Source organism: Paraburkholderia sp. BR10923 (assembly GCF_040948765.1).
Classification (GTDB): Bacteria; Pseudomonadota; Gammaproteobacteria; order Burkholderiales; family Burkholderiaceae; genus Paraburkholderia; species Paraburkholderia youngii.
Genome location: NZ_JBFPKO010000006.1, coordinates 231,396 through 248,438 on the forward strand (window position 1 = coordinate 231,396; position 17,043 = coordinate 248,438).

A 17,043-nucleotide genomic window follows, 5' to 3' on the forward strand; every position below is an offset into this window, starting at 1 on the left:
TTGACGGAACTCCCGGCAATCGTGACGTTCATCGCAGAGGTGTCGTTGCATGCCGCGGTTTCCGCACACGCTCGACAGACGATTGAGACAGCGTTTGCGCAGATCGAAAGCAAGCTCACCGACGGGTGTTCGTACTCGTTGCCGTGCGGCTATACGATCGTCGATCCGTTTCTGCTTGTTCTCTATCGGTGGGGCATACGCATCGGCCTACCGATGGGTGACACGTATCAGGCTTGGACCGCATCGGCGCGGCACGTCCTCGAGCGGCCGGCGGTACAACGTGCACTCCATAGTGAAGGCATTTCGCTCGAGTTTTGACGGCCGCCCCCAGTCTTATCGACAGAACTGCAAGATGGCATCGGCGACGTCCCGCGGCGCTTCGCGCTGCGGAAAGTGGCCGACACCATCGAGAACCTTCCGCTCATATCGCCCAAGGAAGTAGGACTCCCGTCCGCTCGAACTATCGGGATGATTGCAAGTGTCGGCAGCGCCGTGCAGCACCAGCGTTGCGACCGATAGCGCCGGTGCGGGATTCAGACGCGTTTCATCGTCGGCATAGGCGGGGTCTCCGTCGACAAAGCCCCAACGATGTCGATAGGAATGGAGCACGATGTCGGCCCAGTCGTCGCCCACGAATGACTGCGCCGCTTCGGCGAAGTCGGCCGGCGTGTACCAGCCGGCCGGCGCCCAGCTATCCCACATCTGCCGGGCGAAGGCCTCACGCTCGTCCCGAACCACGCGTGCGCCTCGCGGCGTGGCCATAAACCAGTGGTACCAATAATTGCGTGCCTGCTGCAGGGTCAATACCTGGTCCGGGGCATTGGTGCCGTATCCCACCGAGAGCATTACCAGATGTGAGGCCACGCCGTCTCGCAGGCCGCACGCATTAGCGACCGCGCGTGCGCCCCAATCATGTCCGACGAGGACCGGCCGCTCAACTTGCAGCACGTCGACGAAATCCAGAAGATCGCGCCCCAGCGCGGACAACTGGCCGCTGCGAGGCGTGCTCGTATCGAGAAACCGGGTGGGCGCGAAGCCCCGCAGTGCAGGTGCGAGCACGCGGTAACCCGAATCGGCCAGAATGCGCGCGACGCTCTTCCAGCACTGCGGGCTGTCCGGCCAGCCATGCAGCAGCACCGCTGTTCGCGCGCCCTGCGGGTTCCATTCGAGATAGGCAATGTCGAGCCGCTGGGTAGCGGCGTGGCGGTAGGTGTTCATGGTTTTCCTCGTGCAAACAGGGTAGTGCCACGATAGCTCGACGTCTCGTCGCGATTGGTGAATAATCACGACTCATTGGTGATTATTTGTGTTGAATCGTTTCAATGGACATTCTGCCCGCTGCCGACTGTGTTCCGCTCGATACCGTATTGCTCCGCACTTTTCTCGAAGTCGTGGACAGCGGCAGCTTTGCCACGGCCGCCGAGCGTCTGGCGCTGACTCCTTCGGCCGTGAGCGGCCATATCAAGCGCCTGGAACAAATGGTCGGCGTTGATCTGCTGACACGCACGACTCGCCACCTGGCGTTGACGCAGGGCGGCGACACCTTGTATGCGTACGGCCGCAACATTCTCGATCTGGAACGCGAGGTCCGCGCGAAACTGCGCGGCGCGCCGCTGCGTGGGTTACTGCGGGTCGGTGCATCGGAAGATTTTGCCGGCACCTGGCTACCCCAGGTGCTACAGCGTTTTCGACAGCGACATCCCGAGGCGACAATCGACCTCAAAGTCGGCATCACGGCCGATCTGTTGCGCCAGCAGGAGCGCGGTCGTCTGGACCTCGTGTTCGGCAAGCAATGCAGCCGTGTCGGGAAAGGTGGTGAACTGCTGTGGGAAGAACCGCTGGTCTGGGCCTACGCGCAACATGAACCTCTGGATCTCGACCGGCCGCTGCCGCTGGCCGTCTTTCCCGATCCCTGCATCTATCGAGAGTCGGCAATCGCGGCACTCAACAAGGCGGGGCGCGCGTGGCGCCTCGTGTTCGAGAGCAGCAGCATGGCGGGCTGTCTGTCGGCGGCGAGTTCGGGTTTTGCCGTTACCGTCATCGCCGATAGTCAGCGAGTCGAAGGTTTGCGCCTGCTGGGTCGCAAAGAAGGCTTGCCCGCGTTGCCGATTGCACGTTTCTACGCGTTTCCCCGCTCCGACTCGCCCGCGTGCGCGGATTTGATAGCTGCCGCACGCCGGGCAGGCCAGCAAGGTCGCTTCGGTCCACGCTCACTTCGCGCGTGAGCGGTCTGTCGCCCCATGAGAAAATTTCACCCGCGCGCGCCGTGCCTTGAACACGTAGGTCCATTGCCGTTACGCTATTTGCTGCTGCTCTGGCCCGAGACAGGTGCTCCATGCGCGCCAACCATGCTTTGCCTACGCAAACCGGCAGGCCCGTGCTCCAGACGACGGGCCATCTCTCCTCATTCGGCAACGACGCGATTGCATTGCGCTGGACGCACGAGAACGAACGTCTCGCCGGTTTCTCGCTGATCGATTGCGAGCGCAAACGCACGCTGCTCCTCATCGCGCCGTTCACGCTCACGCTCGCTGACGGAACCACCACGGGCCTGGCCGAGATGAAGGTCGTTGCGCCGGTGAGCGACGCGGCGGTCGAGCCCAACCCGCGTGCGTCCCGACTGGGCGAACGAATCGCAGGGCGGCGCGCGAGCATCTCCCTGGTCGATACTCATGGACGCCTAAAGGTGCAATGGAGCGTCGAGCAACGCGACGGGTCACGATATCTGCGCGTCCAACTTGCGATTACGGCGCTTCTTCGGGACGAAGCGATCACCGCCGTGTCATTGCTGCAGACGCGCGCTGCTGGCGCCAAGGCCAGTCCTGAGCGCAAGGGCACGCCGGTCGTTGCGGGCAACTTTTATCTGGGCTTCGAGCATCCGCTTGCGACAAGTCAGGTAGAGGGCGACACCCCTGGCTTTACGCTGCATCGCGCGTTGCCTCTACAGAAAAACAGAACGCTGGTCTACTCGGCTGTGGCAGGTGTAGCCAGTGACGGCCAGATTCGGCGCGACTTCGGCATCTATCTGGAGCGGGAACGCGCCCGCCCGTATCGGCCGTTTCTGCACTACAACAGCTGGGGCGACATCGGCTACCTGACGCCATATTCGCAGGAACAGGCGCTCGAACGCATCGAAACGGTCGGCCACGAGTTGCATGCAGTGCGCGGGGTGCAAATCGATTCGTTTCTGTTCGACGATGGCTGGGACGACCTTGGCGGCGGCTGGCAATTCAGCAATGCATTTCCAGATGGCTTCGTTCCGCTGCGCGACGCTGCCGCGCGATTCCGCGCCGCTCCCGGCATATGGCTTTCGCCGTGGGGCGGCTACGGTACGCCGAAACAGGAACGCGTAGCGCGAGGACGTGCCGCTGGTTATGAGGTCATCGACAATGGTCTCGCGTTGTCGGGTCCGACCTATTACCGGCGCTTTCATGAGGTCGTGATGGACATGCTCGACAAGGGCGGCGTCAATCAATTCAAGTTCGACGGCACGGGCAATGCCGACAGGGTGTTTCCTGGCAGCCTGTTCGACAGCGATTGGGACGCGGCGATTCAACTGATCGAGGACATCCGCGCGGCCAAGCCCGAAACCTTCATCAATCTCACGACAGGTACGCATCCGTCGCCGTTCTGGCTGCGCCATGTCGACTCCATCTGGCGCGGCGGCAGCGACGATGGCCTGGCGGGAAGCGGCACGAACCGCGAGCGCTGGATCACCTACCGCGACACGCAGACGTATTACAACGTCGTCGAGCGCAGTCCGCTCTTTCCACTCAATTCGCTGATGCTGCACGGCATCCTCTATGCGCAATGCAATCCACGCCTCAATACGTCGACGGCAGACGCATTCTCCAACGAAGTGTGGTCGTACTTCGGGACCGGCACGCAATTGCAGGAGCTATACATCACGCCGGCGCTGCTGGGCGAGCACGACTGGGATGAGCTTGCGCGCGCCGCGAGATGGGCGCGCGAAAACGGCGACATCCAGCGCGACAGCCATTGGATTGGCGGCGCGCCGGACGAACAGGCGGCTTACGGTTGGGCAGCGTGGGCGCCGCGCAAGTCGATCGTGACGTTGCGCAATCCTTACAGTCGCACACAACGCTTCATACTCGACCTGCGGCGCCAACTGGAATTGCCGGATGGGGCGGCGGGACGATTCGAAGCGCGCAGCGTTGGGCACGCAAGGGCTTCCGGCATTCCCACTCAACTGGACGCTGATGTACCGCATGCAGTGCAACTCGCGCCGTTCGAAGTGCTCACGCTCGAACTGCTGCCGGTTGCCGCCGCGAAACGGTGAAGGGGAGAAGGCGTGCGCGCTAGTACAGGCGATCGGCCAGTGGAATCGGCCTCGTGGCGATCTGATGAAGGTCGAAGACCAGTACCTCGTTGTTACCTTGCACGAGCCACGGCGCGGGGCAATACAGGCGCTTTTGCGGGCCGATGTTCCAGTAGCGTCCCAAGTTGTGACCATTGACCCAGACGAGACCCTTGGTCCAGTTGCTCATGTCGAGCCAGGTGTCGCCGACTTCGGTCAGCAGCACACTCGCCTTGAAAAAGAGACCGGGTTTGCTCGGGTTCGTGCAGCCTTCGTTGAGGTTGGCGATGAACGTGTCATCCATCGGCAACAGGTGGACGTCCCATTGCTCGAGCAACGAGACTGAGCCGTCTACGTGTTGCATCGTGACCGGTTCGAGCAGACCTTTGCGGTCGGCGAGCGCGGGTCCGAAGTTGACGCGTCCCATGGCCTCGACGAGTATCTCCAGCGGTACGAGACTGTCCGTGCTCGACCCTTGATTCTGCCGCGCCGAAGGCAGGGCAAGCGGCGCGCGATGCATCATGTGGAGCGACTGCGCGTACCTGCGCGGCAGTTGCGCTCTCGATACGCCGCCCGCGTACTGTTCACCAAGAAAAACGGTCGCATAGTCGTGAACGCCGCTGATATCCAGCACACCGCGCGCGTGCTCCGGTAAAAACTTGCGATACAGCACGAAGCCGAACGCCTGACCGTAGTGTTCGAACGACTGCGGTTCGACGCCTTGCTCGTGCGGCAGTGCCGCTGGCAGGTTGTCCCAGATCGACGCGTAGAGCGTTGGCATCAAGGCCCCAACGCCTGCGCAGTCAAGCGTGGCGATGGCATCCGGTATGGCTGGCAACGGTTCGGGCAGATAGCTGGCGATCAGGTCTCGATATTTGAGGTACTTCGGCGTCGCCATGCCTTGCTCGTTGATCGGCGCGCAGTAGTCGTAGCTCGTGATGTCGGGCTGATAGTTGCCCGAATCGTCCACGTTCGCGCCGGCAAAAAAGCTGAAGCTCGTGCCGCCGTGAATCACATACAGGTTGAACGACAGTCGCGCCTGCATGAACGTGGCCAAGCTGCTGGAGAGGTCGTAGTCCACGCCCGCGAAGCCCGCTTCGCCCCAATGCGTGAGCCACCCCGGATACACCTCGCCTGCCATCGCGGGCACCGAGGGGAAATTGCGGCGCACCGTTGCGATTTGCGCTGCGTTGCCGTTGCTCAGCGCGATCGCGCCGCCCGTCACCGTGGTGTGATTGCGTTCGAGTTGCGCGAGACCGTCTTCGGTGTAGAACGGCCCGCTTATGCCTCCTTTGAGCCAAAGCTGCCTGAGCTCTTCGAGGTAAGCCGGATTGCTCGCATACGAACCGAATTCGTTTTCGATCTGGATCATCAGGATCGGACCGCCGTGCTCGCTCATCAATGGCTTGATGCGCGGAACCAGTTCGTCGATATAGCGAGCCACCGCCGCCATGTAGCGAGGATCGGTGGCCGAGTCGGTCCGCAACTGGATGTCCGGCTCGCGCAACAGCCAGGCAGGCAGACCGCCCAGATCCCACTCTGCGCAAACGTAAGGCCCGGGGCGCAACAGCACCCACATCTGCTCGGATCGACATAGGCGAATGAAGGCCTCGATATCGCGATTACCGCTGCGGAAGTCGAACATGCCTCTGTGCGTCTCATGGTAATTCCACATGATGTACAACGCGACGCAGTTCATCCCCATCGCCCTTGCCATGCGGATGCGGTGTTGCCAGTATTCGCGCGGGATGCGGGCTGGATGCATCTCGCCGCTGCGAATCTGGAACGGCAGGCCGTCGAGCAGGAAGTGTTCGCCGTCGGGGCTAAAGGAGAAGGTGTGGCCGCGTTCGAGGTTCACGATGGGCGTCGTCAAGTTGGCGAATGTAGGCTAACTGTATTCGATAGAATGAATACACGCGACGGCATTGCGGCATTCCGGGCGAAGCGATGCGCCGCACAACGCTGTAGCGGTAATTCTGTAGGCCTGACTGGAAATGAGTACGGGCAAGATTTTGTCCGGCATCGCGATGGCCGCGCTGTCCACCGCATGCGCCGCTGCGGGGGCGTCCGGTGCGTGTGTGCCGTCGTTCTCCGAGGTCGCCGTCAAGGACGGACTCGAAGTGCGGACCCGCTGCGCTGTCTCCGCGCCCGCGCTCCCACGCGTCACCGAACGGCTGAACCGCGCGGTGAAGCACGACGGGCTCTCCGCCGAGCAACGTGCCGCGCTGGCGACAGCGGCTAATACGATGCTGCGCGCGATCTTCTCGCAGACAGATCACGACGAAGCCACCAACGAAGCCGCGCTCGCCAACTTCGAACCGATCCTTGAAAGCCTCGCATCGCAGATCAGGACGCGCTCCGATATCGACCTCAGAGCCGAGGCTTCGGAATGGAACGCACGCTATGAAGAGCTGCTGCGCAGGTTGTCGATCACGCACAGCACGGCCCCCACCGAACTGCAGGCCGCCGCCGCCGTGAGGCGTCTCGATCTGGATCGCGCCTCTGCGTTGCTGATGCGGCTCATGGCCGAGGCAACCGGTACCGCCCAGCTAAGCGCCGCGCGCAACTACGAAGCGGCGAGCGTCGAACTGCTTCGCTTCATGCCATGGAACGCGCTGCCGTACCTGGAGCATGCCCATGCGCTGCAACCCGACGATAAGGACATCGCCACCGCATTCGCCGACACGCTGCTCGTGCAGCACGAGCCCGAGCGTGCCGAGCCGGTGTATCGGGCGCTGCTGGTCCAGTATCGGACGCTTGCGCAACAGCGTCCCGCCGCATGGCAGCCGTCCATCGCGCGGACGCTCGGCAAGCTTGGCAGTCTCTATGTGATGCGGCAGCAGCAGAAGGAAGCCGAAGCCGCATGGCTGCACGCGCTCGAAATCTACTGGGCGCTCGCGCGCGTGGACCCTTCGGTCTACGGTCCCGCAGTGGCTAACACCTTCGATAGTCTCGCAACGTTGTACCGCGACACGCAGCGTCTGCAGGATGCGGCAGACGCGTGGCGCGAAGCCCTCGCCCTCGACCGTGCGCTGGCCCGACAGGACCCGGCAAAGTACCGGCCCGCGGTCGCGATGACGCTCAACGACCTCGGCATCCTCTACAGTGCGACACAGCGCACCCATGACGCGGAACTCGCCTATCTCGAAGCGCTCGGCATCCAGCGCGCACTCGAACATGACAATCCCGCCGCCTGGCGTCCGGCGCTTGCGCGCACGCTGAATAACCTCGGGAACTGCTACAGCGCAAGCGAGCGGCTGCCGGAAGCTGAGCGCGCTTACCGGCAAGCTCTGAAGATCCGTCAACAGCTCGCCCGCGAAAATCCCGCGATCTACGAGCCCGACGTGGCGCATACGCTGGGCAATCTGGGCGTGCTGTACCGCCTCGAACGGCAGCCGGCCAAGGCGCTGCAGACTTACCAGGACGCGCTGCAGATCGTCCACGCGCTGTCGCGCGATACGCCGGTTGCGTACCAGCCTGACGAGGCACGGATACTGAACAATCTGGGCGTACTCTACAGCCGCACCGGCAGGCCGCGCGAAGCGGAAGACGCATGGCGCCGAGCGCTGGATCTGTACCGCAGACTCGCCCACGACGATCCGTTGACCTGGCGGCAGGATCAAGCACGCACGTTGCGCAATCTAGGCACGCTGCTCAGCCACACGCAACGTTCGGCGCAAGGCGACGCATTGGAACGCGAGGCCGACGAGCTCATCGATTCAACGCGGGCGCAATAGCTCCCGAGGCAAGCCGCCCGGCCGCAACCGAGACGCACCAGTGGGGAAACGTCGGCTGTCGGCGCTCATCCAAATACGCCCCGGATCACGTCTTTCTCAAATTCGACTGTCCACGCGGTGCCGTGTCCGGTCTGGTACTCCCGTTCCCGCAGTGATGACGTGCGAACGACGGTGACACTGCCCCTCAGCGGGTAGACCTCGTCCACGATATCGGTCGCTCCGGTCTCCTGAAGGACAAAGTCGGACTCGGCGAGATGGTGCCGACGCAAGACGGCGAGAAAATCAGCCCTTTCGTCGGGTGCGATCACTGACATTGGGCGCCTCCTTTGGGCTGAGTCTCGCCGAAAAACCCGTGATCGATCGAGACGTAGCCGGCCCCTCATAAGGTACAAACCGTGCTTTCATTCTAGGCGTTTGCGCCACTTGGCGTGCGGATTGCCGGTGCGTGAACTATTCTGAAAAGATCGCAAGTGTTCATTCCTTTTCAGATATTCGACAGGAGGTGTGCCATGGCGATGTCGCCAACCTTGCAGGAGTGCCTGCGCAGCAAGGGTTCCCGCTACGAAGTCGTGCGTCATCCATACAGCCACTCGAGTATCGAAACGGCTGCGGCGGCGCACATTCCGGGTGACCGCCTTGCCAAGACCGTGCTGCTCGAAGACGAACACGGCTATGTGGCCGCCGTGCTGCCATCGACTTACGCCGTGCAGCTCTCCGAGTTCTGGAGCAAGACCGGGCGCCGGCTTGCTCTCGCCACGGAAGTCGAACTGCGCGAATTGTTCAAGGACTGCGATGCCGGAGCGGTACCGCCGATTTGTATGGCGTATGGCATGAAAACCTACCTGGAGTCGAGTCTGGCAGGCCAGCCCGACGTCTACTTCGAGGCGGGCGATCACGAAGAACTGGTTCATATGGAAGCGGATCAGTTCCTCGCGCTGATGGACGATGCGGAGCGCGCGCATTTCGCACGGCGGATGCGAGGGTTGGGCGGCCGGGCCTGAGGCGGGGCCCGAGTGGTGCCGCCCTCAGTCGCAAAGCAGCCCTACCATCGGAATCGCCGGGGTTCGTCCCGCGATCAGGTCGGCCGTGATTCGAGCCGATCCGTGTGACATCGTCCAGCCGATATGACCGTGGCCGGTGTTTAGATAAAGGTTGCGGTACTTCTTGCGCCCAAAAAACGGCAGGTTCGTTGGCGTCATCGGCCTGAGGCCGGCCCACATTTCGGCGCGATCGTAGTTGGCGCCGGCCGGGTAGAGTTCCTGCGTCACGCTCTTCATGAAGGCAAAATCAGAAGGCTTGTGGCTCGTGTCGTAGCCAGCAAACTCCGCCGTTGCCGTGACCCGGAGCCGATCGCCGAAGCGCGAGATTGCGACCAGGTTGTGCTCGTCCACCGCTGCCACGGCGGGTGGCATGGGCCGCCCATCGATCGGAATCGTCAGCGAGTATCCCTTGATCGGATAGATCGCAAGATCGATGCCGATCTGTCGGGCGAGAACCGGACTATAGGGGCCGAGGGCGAGCACATACGCGTCGCCTTTGACAAGGCCTCGGCTCGTTCTCGTGCCTGCTATGTCCTGCCCGGCGGTTTCGAAGCCGTCGATCGTCGCATCCGTCAGAAGCGTACCGCCACGCGCGACGACCTTTTCCGCAAGGGCGCGGGTGAACTTCGCAGGGTCCCCGGTCTCATCGGTCGGGCAGTGAATGGCGCCCGCTATCCTGTCTTTTGCCGAAGCCAGCGACGGGTCGAGCGCGACCACCTCATCGGGGCTGAGGAGCCTGATGACTTGCCCGTCGGATTCCAGCAGTTTCATATGTTCGATTCCGCGGTCCTGCGCCTCCTGAGTCCGATGGAGATAGAGAATTCCGCGCTCGTTTCGATCGTATTCGATGGCCTCCTCAGCGATTACATCCTGTAGTACTCGCTGCGAATACGCGGCAAGCCGATGCTTGAGCAGGGTATTGCGGCGTGCCTTCTCCGATGTGCATTCCATCAGGAAGCGCCACGACCAGCTGTAGAGCCTCGGATCCGCCGAGAACTTGAAGCGCAACGCCTGATCTTTCAGCACCAGCGATTTGAGCAGAATCATCGGCGCTTTGGGCGAGGACCAGACAAAGGAATGCCCGGGCGCGATCATGCCCGCGTTACCCCAACTGGTTTCCGCGGCGACTAAAGGCTGCCGCTCGACGATCACGACCTCATGGCCATCTTTCTGCAACTGGTACGCGGTCGTCACACCGACCACCCCGCCGCCGAGCACGATAATTTTCATAATGTCCTGAGATACAAGGGGGCTGCGGCAGTCTCACTTCCATTGCGGCTGATTCAGCACCATTCCGTGCTGTCCCTTGTAGGCAGCCACAGCCGGCGGCGTCCAGCCGTACAGCATCTGCGGCGCGAGTTGCCAGACCTCGATGCCGAGCGGCCGGCACACTTCCAGAGGATCGCGCGCGTCGGGCCCCCACATCGGCACTGACAGATCGCCGCCCGGACAGGTCGACAGTGCGCACAGCAAGTCGATCTCCGCGAAGAATTCGAGGTAATCGCCTTTCTTTGCCGGACACGCCTTCATGAAGTATTTGTCGTCGAGATTCAGGCCGGTGCACTGGAACACGTTGAGCACGTCGTGGACGTCGTACTCGGTCAAGCCATACGGGGCGATGGCGCGCGTCAGGTTGGAGTGGCAGTGGAAATGAAAATCCTCGCCGGTCAGCATGCGGTTCACGTACGGATCGCAGCGCGTGCCGAGCAGATCGTGGACGCGGCCGCCGTGCTCGTCGACGCCGTAGCCGGCGAGACTGTCATCGGTGATGGTCACCATCGGACGCAGGAATGGCAGCGTCGACCACAGACGGTCGAACGTGCTCACGTGCGCCTGCTGCAACTGGCGCGTGCGCGACGCCCACATGCGCTCGCGCGGGTTGTGCCGGTTCCATATGTTCAGGTCGGCAACCTGCGGGCCTTCGATCGTGACGATCCGAAACACGTGGCCGGCCGGCACGGTCCACGCTCGCCCCGAACGGATCGGCACGACGATCGATTCGACCAGCGTGCGGGTATCGTGCTGTGAGGCGATGCGCTGATAGAAGGTCTTGTCGACGTCGAGCGCCGAGCCTTTGGTGGACTGATAGGCAGCAGGGTAATTCAGCATCATGCGTTCTCCCTCGAACTCAGGCCTGAGCCTGTATTAGGATTTCCTCGCGCGGCTCGGTTGGCGGGTTACTCTGCCGACATGGCACTGCCGCCCAGATAGGCAGCGCGGACGCGGCTGTCCTGAGCCAGCTCGCGGGCGGACCCCGCGAGCGCAATGCGCCCACTTTCCAGTACGTAAGCCCGATGCGCGATTCGCAGCGCCTGGCGGGCGTTCTGCTCGACCAGAAGTATCGACGTGCCTTCGCGGCAGATGTCGGCGACCATGCCGAAGATCGCGCGGACCAGCTTCGGCGCGAGTCCCATCGACGGTTCGTCCAGCACCACGATACGCGGCCGCAGCATCAGGGCTCGGGCAATCGCCAGCATCTGCTGTTCGCCGCCACTGAGCGTGCCTGCCAGCTGGCTGCGGCGCTCGCCGAGCCGGGGGAAAGTCGCATACAGCTGATCCCTTCGCTGTTGCAATGCGGTACTGTCGCGCCGGATCAGATAGCCGCCGAGATGCAGGTTTTCCTCCACCGTCAGCGCTCCGAAAATGCGCCGCCCCTCCGGCACATGACCCAGGCCCAGCGCCACGATCTGGTGTGCGCGCAATCCCATCAGGCGCTGGCCATCCATCGCAATGTTGCCCGCGCGCGGCCGGATCAATCCGGAAATTGCCCGCAGTGTGGTGGTTTTTCCCGCGCCGTTGCTGCCGAGCAACGCGACGACCTCGCCCTGTGCGACGTCCAGCGAGATGCCGTGCAGCACTTCGACGGTCCCATAGCTGACGCGCAGATCGCGGATTTCTAGGAGTCCCACAGCGATTTCTCCCCGGCGGTATCGTCGCTCGCCTCGTCCTTTTCGGCTGTGCCGAGATAGGCATCGATCACACGCGGGTCCGCCTGGATCGCGGCGGGCGGGCCCTCGGCGATGATGACGCCGTGATCCATCACGATGATCCGGTCCGACACGCCCATCACCAGCATCATGTCGTGCTCGATCAACAGCACCGTCACGCCATGATCCCGGATTCGCCGGATCAGTTCCATCAGCGCGCGTTTCTCTGTGGGGTTCATGCCCGCTGCGGGCTCGTCGAGCAGCAGCAGGCGCGGGCTGCTGGCGAGCGCACGGGCGATCTCCAGTCTGCGTTGGTCGCCGTAGGGCAGATCGGCGGCGCGCTCGCCCGACCTGCCGGCAAGACCGACGAAGGCGAGCCAGCGCAGGCCCTCGGTGGAATGGTCCGCGGCCTCGGCGCGCGCGGACGGCAACGCCAGAAGCTCGGCCGCGAGCGGTGTCCGAAGCCGATGATCCATGCCGGTCAGCACGTTTTCGAAGGCCGTCATGTGGCCGAACAGGCGGATGCCCTGGAAGGTGCGCGCCATGCCTTGATGGACGATGCGATGGGGCGCGCCGCCGGCAAGCCGTTCTCCGCACCAGACGATCTGGCCGCCAGTCGGGCGGATCACGCCGGTCAGGCAGTTGAACACGGTCGTCTTGCCGGCGCCGTTCGGACCGATCAGGCTCACGATCTCGCCGCTCCGCACCACGAAGCTGACACCGCCGACCGCCAGCACGCCGCCGAAGCGGCGCTGCATGTCGCGCACCTCCAGCAGGGTCTCATCGGTGACGGCGTGGCTGGGCGCCGGCGCCCGATCGGCGTCAGCGCCCTTGCGCGCCGGCGCGACGCGGCGCAACGGCGCTGGCCACAAGCCCTGCGGCCTTAGCAGCATCAGGACCACGAGCCCGATCGCGAAAGCGAAGATGCGCCAGAGGTTGAGAAACCGCAGTATTTCCGGCAAGCCGGCGACGATGATGGCGCCGAGGATCACGCCCGGAATGCTGCCGCGGCCGCCGAGCACGACGACGATCAGGATCGTGACCGATTGCAGATACGTGAAGCCGGTCGGATCGATGGTGCCGAAGCGGGCGGCGAACAGGCTGCCGCCCAGCCCGCCGATCAAAGCGCCCATCACATAGGCGAGCAGCTTGACGCGCAGCGTCGGCACGCCGACGGCCTCGGCAGCCGCCTCGTCCTCGCGGATGCTGGTCCAGGCGCGGCCCAGCCGCGACCGGCCGAGCCGGATCGCGAACACGAGCACCACCACGAGGAACGCCATGCCCAGTTCGTAGAGCGCTTGCGGCGAACTGATCTCGAAGCCGAACAGGCTCGGGCTCGCGATGCCGAAGATGCCGTTCGGGCCACCCGTGATGTCGAGATTGGTGGCGACGATACGCGTGATTTCGCCGAACCCCAGCGTGACGATCGCCAGATAGTCGCTGCGCAGGCGCAGGGTGGGGTAGCCGATCACGATGCCCGATACCGCGGTGAACGCCAGACTGAACGGCAGCGTTTCCCAGAACGAGAAGTGCAGCAGGGTTTCCAGCAACGCTGTCGTGTACGCGCCGATCGCGAAGAAGGCCGCGTAGCCCAGATCGAGCAATCCGGCATAACCGACCACGATGTTCAGCCCAAGACCCAGGATCGAATAGGTGACGATGGTCAGGCCGACATCGACGACATAGTTGCTGGCGACTGCGGGCAGCGCGACGGCGGCGGCCAGCAGCGCAGCGCCGACAGGCCTGGCCCAGCGCGCGGAAGCTTGACGGGCGCTCATGAACTACATTCTCTCGACGACGCGTTCACCGAACAGCCCGGTCGGCTTGATCACGAGCACGGCGATCAGCACGCCGAAGACGAACACGTCGGTCCATTGCGAAGAGACATAGCCCGCGCCGAAGGCTTCGAGCAGGCCGATCAGGATGCCGCCCGCCATCGCGCCCGGGATGTTGCCGATGCCGCCGAGGACGGCGGCGGTGAACGCGCGCAGGCCCAGCACGAAGCCCATGAAGAAATTGATCTGCGTGTAGTAAAGCCCTTCCATGACGCCCGCCACGGCGGCCAGCACCGATCCCAGCAGAAAGGTGAGCTGGATCAGGCGTTCGACGTCGATGCCCATCAGACGCGCGGCGTCCTGATCGATGGCCAGCGCGCGCATCGCGGTCCCGAGGAACGTGTGATGAACGAAGAAATACAGCGCCAGCATCAGGGCCAGGCTTGCGACGATGATGCCGATCTGCGCGAAGGTGATCTGCACGCCGTGGAGCTCGAACCCCGCCTGGCTCAGCACATGCGGATAGGTGCGAAAGCCCGCACCGTAGATCAGCAGCACCCCATTTTGCAGCGCCAGCGAGACGCCCAGCGCGGTGATCAGAATCGACAGCCGCGGCGCGCGCAGCAACGGCTGATACGCGAGCCGCTCGATCAGCAGGCCGAGCGCGCCTGTGACCGTCATCGCGGCCGCCAGAGCGATCAGCAGCGCCACGGCGAGCGGCAGATGCGCGGACGCCAGCACCATCAGGCCGGTCCAGCCGATGAACGCGCCGACCATGAACAGGTCGCCATGAGCGAAGTTGATCAGCCGGATGATTCCGTAGACCATCGTGTAGCCGAGGGCGACGAGCGCGTAGAACGAGCCGGTCGTCAGCCCTTCGATCACGAACTGGAAGAAGTCGCTCATGACGGCGCGGGGTGCGCAAGCGCGTCTACTTCATCGCCACCCAATGTCCGCTCGCATCCTGCCTCTGGTAGGGCTCGAACTTGTCGTCGTGCACGACGATGGTGATGTACACGGCTTTGCTGCGGTCTCCCTTCGGATTGAAGTCAATCGTTCCGGTCGCGCCCGGGTAGTTCTGGATCTTGTGCAGAGCAGCGGTGATCGCGGCAGGCTGTGCCGACTTCGCGTCCGCGATGGCTTTCGCCGTGACCCCGACCGCATCGTATTCATAGACCGAGTACGGTCCCGGCCCTTGCCCGTAAGCCTTCGTATAGTCATCGACGTAGGCGTGCGCGCCGCTCAGGAACTGCGCGAGCGGGGCGGTCGTGATGATCATGCCGTCGGCGGCGGGACCGGCCGTCTTCATCAGGGTCGGGTCATTGGTGGCGTCGCCGCCCATGAAGGTCATTTTCAGACCCAGTTGCCGCGCCTCCTTGACGATCAGGCCGGCTTCGGAGAAATAGCCCGTGTAGTAGATCACGTCAGGCTTGAGCGAGGAGACCCGTGTGAGCGTCGGTGAGTAGTCCATCTGACCGGGCGTGATCGAATTGGCGTACACCACATCGACGCCGTCCTTCTTCAGCGCTTGCACGGTGTTCTGGGCGAGGCCTTTGGAATAGGTCGTGTTGTCGTCGATCACCGCCACGTGCTTCGCGTGCAGCACGTCTTTCATGAAGCTTGCCGCGAACGGACCCTGCTGGTCGTCACGGCCGATCGTGCGGAACACGTTGTCATACCCCATCTCGGTCAGCTGCGGATTGGTCGACGCATCCAGCACGTAGGGAATCCCGGCGCGATGAAAGGTGGTCGATTCCGGCAGCGCCGCGCTGGAGCAATAGCCGCCCGCTACCGCGACAACGCCCGCATCGACGAGTTTCTGCGCCGCCTGCACTGCGGTCTGCGCATCGCAGGCGTCGTCCTCGGGCACCAGCTCGATCTGCTTGCCGAGCACGCCGCCGGCCGCGTTGATCTTGGCGGCGGCGAGCTTCGCGCCATTGACGATATCCGTGCCGGCATTGGCACTGCTACCCGACAGCGGAACCGGCACGCCGATTTTGATGGTGGCGCCCTGGCTCAGCGCCGAACCGGGAACCATGCCCGCAAGCAGGGCCACGGCGGCCGCAACGCCCGCGACAGTCGTTCGCCGCGAGCCGCGCTCTGCACCGGACCAGCCAATCGTCTGAGCAAACATGTTAGCGACTCCTTTTGTGAGAGGGATCGGACGATCCGCCACACGGGCATACCGGTGACATCGGAAAGCGGACGGAAATGGGGTGATTGCGAGTGATTCAGTGATTCATACCCACCAGGTCAACAGCGTGACGGCTGGCTTGCACCGGAGCGCGGACACAAAAAGCGCTGCTTTTATGATAGGAGCCGGGGTGCGTTGAGACGGTATAGGGTATTTGCGTATAAACCGTTACACAAAGGCGCCTTCGATCCTCTACCTTTAAGAGGCAGCCGAACGCGACAAGACAGGACGACTCCGAAATGAGTGCGATTGCACAGCATGACGACGTGTACACGAGGCTCGATTTCACGCTGGACGACGGCATCTGCCGTCGCGCCGCGATTGGGCTCGTGGTGCTCGCGACCGATCATACGATTGAGCATGAGTGGCGGGGCTTGATGACGCAGGAGGGCGTGGCGTTCTACGAAAGCCGTGTGTATAACTCGGCGGACATCACGCCTGAACGGCTAGCGGAAATGGAGGACCGTATCGCACCGGCGGTCGCGCTGATCCGTCCGGCCGAGCGTATCGACGTGGTGGCGTTTGGCTGCACGTCCGCGTCGATGGTGATCGGGGAAGACAAGGTGTTCGCGCGGATTCGCGAAGCGCGTGCGGACGCCGCGTGCACCACGCCGATCACCGCGGCGCTGGCGGCGCTTCGTGCGCTAGGCGTCCAGCGTACGGCCTTGCTCACGCCCTATGTGCGTTCGATCAACGAATACATGCGCGACTATATCGAGTCGCGTGGTCACCGCATTTCGCGCATGGCGTCGTTCGAGCATGCGAACGATAACGAAGTGGCGCGGATCGATGCACTGTCGTTGCGAACTGGCGTCGAGCGACTTGCGCTCAATCGTGACGTGGACGCGATTTTCGTATCGTGCACGAGCTTGCGCATCGCCGGGTTGATTCCGGAGCTGGAAGCCGCGATCGGCAAGCCGGTGATCTCGAGCAACTACGCGATGGCGTGGCACGCATTGCGGCTCGCCGGCGTAGCTGACTCCGAGCCTCATCTTGGGCGGCTGTTTGCGCTGTGACGTTGTAGCTTGAACCGCGACGCAGCGGCACGCTGC

Annotated in this window: 15 protein-coding genes; 6 read left to right on the forward strand and 9 right to left on the reverse strand. The window is 63.3% G+C overall.

Features of this window, described 5'->3' with window-relative positions:
• The first annotated feature begins 21 nt into the window (after positions 1–21).
• Positions 22–318 (forward strand): hypothetical protein, encoded by a 297-nt coding sequence (locus AB3X94_RS13800; RefSeq protein ID WP_368611826.1) that lies wholly within the window; start codon positions 22–24, stop codon positions 316–318.
• Between the two features lie 15 nt (positions 319–333).
• Here the strand turns inward: AB3X94_RS13800 and AB3X94_RS13805 are convergent, their stop codons facing one another.
• Complete coding sequence (locus AB3X94_RS13805; RefSeq protein WP_368611827.1) at positions 334–1,218, reverse strand: alpha/beta fold hydrolase; 885 nt, start codon at positions 1,216–1,218, stop codon at positions 334–336.
• Positions 1,219–1,322: 104 nt separating this feature from the next.
• Here AB3X94_RS13805 and AB3X94_RS13810 point away from each other — a divergent pair, with 104 nt between their 5' ends.
• Together AB3X94_RS13810 and AB3X94_RS13815 are read left to right on the forward strand one after the other, a co-directional pair.
• A complete protein-coding gene (locus tag AB3X94_RS13810) occupies positions 1,323–2,225 on the forward strand; it encodes a LysR substrate-binding domain-containing protein (protein WP_368611828.1) in 903 nt (300 codons plus the stop codon).
• 110 nt (positions 2,226–2,335) lie between these two features.
• Positions 2,336–4,300 (forward strand): enterotoxin, encoded by a 1,965-nt coding sequence (locus AB3X94_RS13815; protein ID WP_368611829.1) that lies wholly within the window; start codon positions 2,336–2,338, stop codon positions 4,298–4,300.
• Between the two features lie 19 nt (positions 4,301–4,319).
• On the opposite strand, the gene AB3X94_RS13820 is transcribed toward AB3X94_RS13815, so the two are convergent.
• Positions 4,320–6,191 carry a beta-galactosidase gene (locus AB3X94_RS13820; protein WP_368611830.1) on the reverse strand — a complete coding sequence of 624 codons (1,872 nt, stop codon included), beginning with the start codon at positions 6,189–6,191 and terminating at the stop codon, positions 4,320–4,322.
• Between the two features lie 121 nt (positions 6,192–6,312).
• Between AB3X94_RS13820 and AB3X94_RS13825 the strand changes: the two genes are divergently transcribed.
• Positions 6,313–8,055, forward strand: a complete 1,743-nt coding sequence (locus AB3X94_RS13825; RefSeq protein ID WP_368611831.1) for a tetratricopeptide repeat protein — start codon at positions 6,313–6,315, stop codon at positions 8,053–8,055.
• A 65-nt stretch (positions 8,056–8,120) separates the two neighbouring features.
• Here the strand turns inward: AB3X94_RS13825 and AB3X94_RS13830 are convergent, their stop codons facing one another.
• Positions 8,121–8,369, reverse strand: coding sequence for a hypothetical protein (locus tag AB3X94_RS13830; RefSeq protein WP_018436237.1), 249 nt, complete (start codon positions 8,367–8,369; stop codon positions 8,121–8,123).
• Positions 8,370–8,564: 195 nt separating this feature from the next.
• Here AB3X94_RS13830 and AB3X94_RS13835 point away from each other — a divergent pair, with 195 nt between their 5' ends.
• Positions 8,565–9,056, forward strand: a complete 492-nt coding sequence (locus AB3X94_RS13835) for an aminoacyl-tRNA deacylase (RefSeq protein WP_176111233.1) — start codon at positions 8,565–8,567, stop codon at positions 9,054–9,056.
• 24 nt (positions 9,057–9,080) lie between these two features.
• Here AB3X94_RS13835 and AB3X94_RS13840 read toward each other — a convergent pair whose 3' ends face one another.
• From AB3X94_RS13840 to AB3X94_RS13865, 6 genes are all read right to left on the reverse strand, one after another.
• Positions 9,081–10,325 (reverse strand): D-amino acid dehydrogenase, encoded by a 1,245-nt coding sequence (locus tag AB3X94_RS13840; RefSeq protein WP_368611832.1) that lies wholly within the window; start codon positions 10,323–10,325, stop codon positions 9,081–9,083.
• A 33-nt stretch (positions 10,326–10,358) separates the two neighbouring features.
• On the reverse strand, positions 10,359–11,204 hold the full coding sequence (locus AB3X94_RS13845) for an urea carboxylase-associated family protein (protein WP_368611908.1): 846 nt from the start codon (positions 11,202–11,204) through the stop codon (positions 10,359–10,361).
• A gap of 68 nt (positions 11,205–11,272) precedes the next feature.
• Positions 11,273–12,004, reverse strand: a complete 732-nt coding sequence (locus AB3X94_RS13850) for an ABC transporter ATP-binding protein (RefSeq protein WP_176111231.1) — start codon at positions 12,002–12,004, stop codon at positions 11,273–11,275.
• Positions 11,992–13,800, reverse strand: coding sequence for an ATP-binding cassette domain-containing protein (locus tag AB3X94_RS13855; RefSeq protein WP_368611833.1), 1,809 nt, complete (start codon positions 13,798–13,800; stop codon positions 11,992–11,994). Before AB3X94_RS13855 ends, AB3X94_RS13850 begins: the two co-directional genes overlap by 13 nt.
• 3 nt (positions 13,801–13,803) lie before the next feature.
• Positions 13,804–14,703, reverse strand: coding sequence for a branched-chain amino acid ABC transporter permease (locus AB3X94_RS13860; RefSeq protein ID WP_176121982.1), 900 nt, complete (start codon positions 14,701–14,703; stop codon positions 13,804–13,806).
• A 25-nt stretch (positions 14,704–14,728) separates the two neighbouring features.
• Positions 14,729–15,931, reverse strand: a complete 1,203-nt coding sequence (locus AB3X94_RS13865; RefSeq protein WP_176111228.1) for a branched-chain amino acid ABC transporter substrate-binding protein — start codon at positions 15,929–15,931, stop codon at positions 14,729–14,731.
• A 299-nt stretch (positions 15,932–16,230) separates the two neighbouring features.
• Here AB3X94_RS13865 and AB3X94_RS13870 point away from each other — a divergent pair, with 299 nt between their 5' ends.
• The gene (locus tag AB3X94_RS13870; protein WP_176111227.1) at positions 16,231–17,007 is read left to right on the forward strand and encodes an aspartate/glutamate racemase family protein; all 777 of its coding nucleotides are present in this window, start codon (positions 16,231–16,233) and stop codon (positions 17,005–17,007) included.
• Positions 17,008–17,043 lie beyond the last annotated feature (36 nt).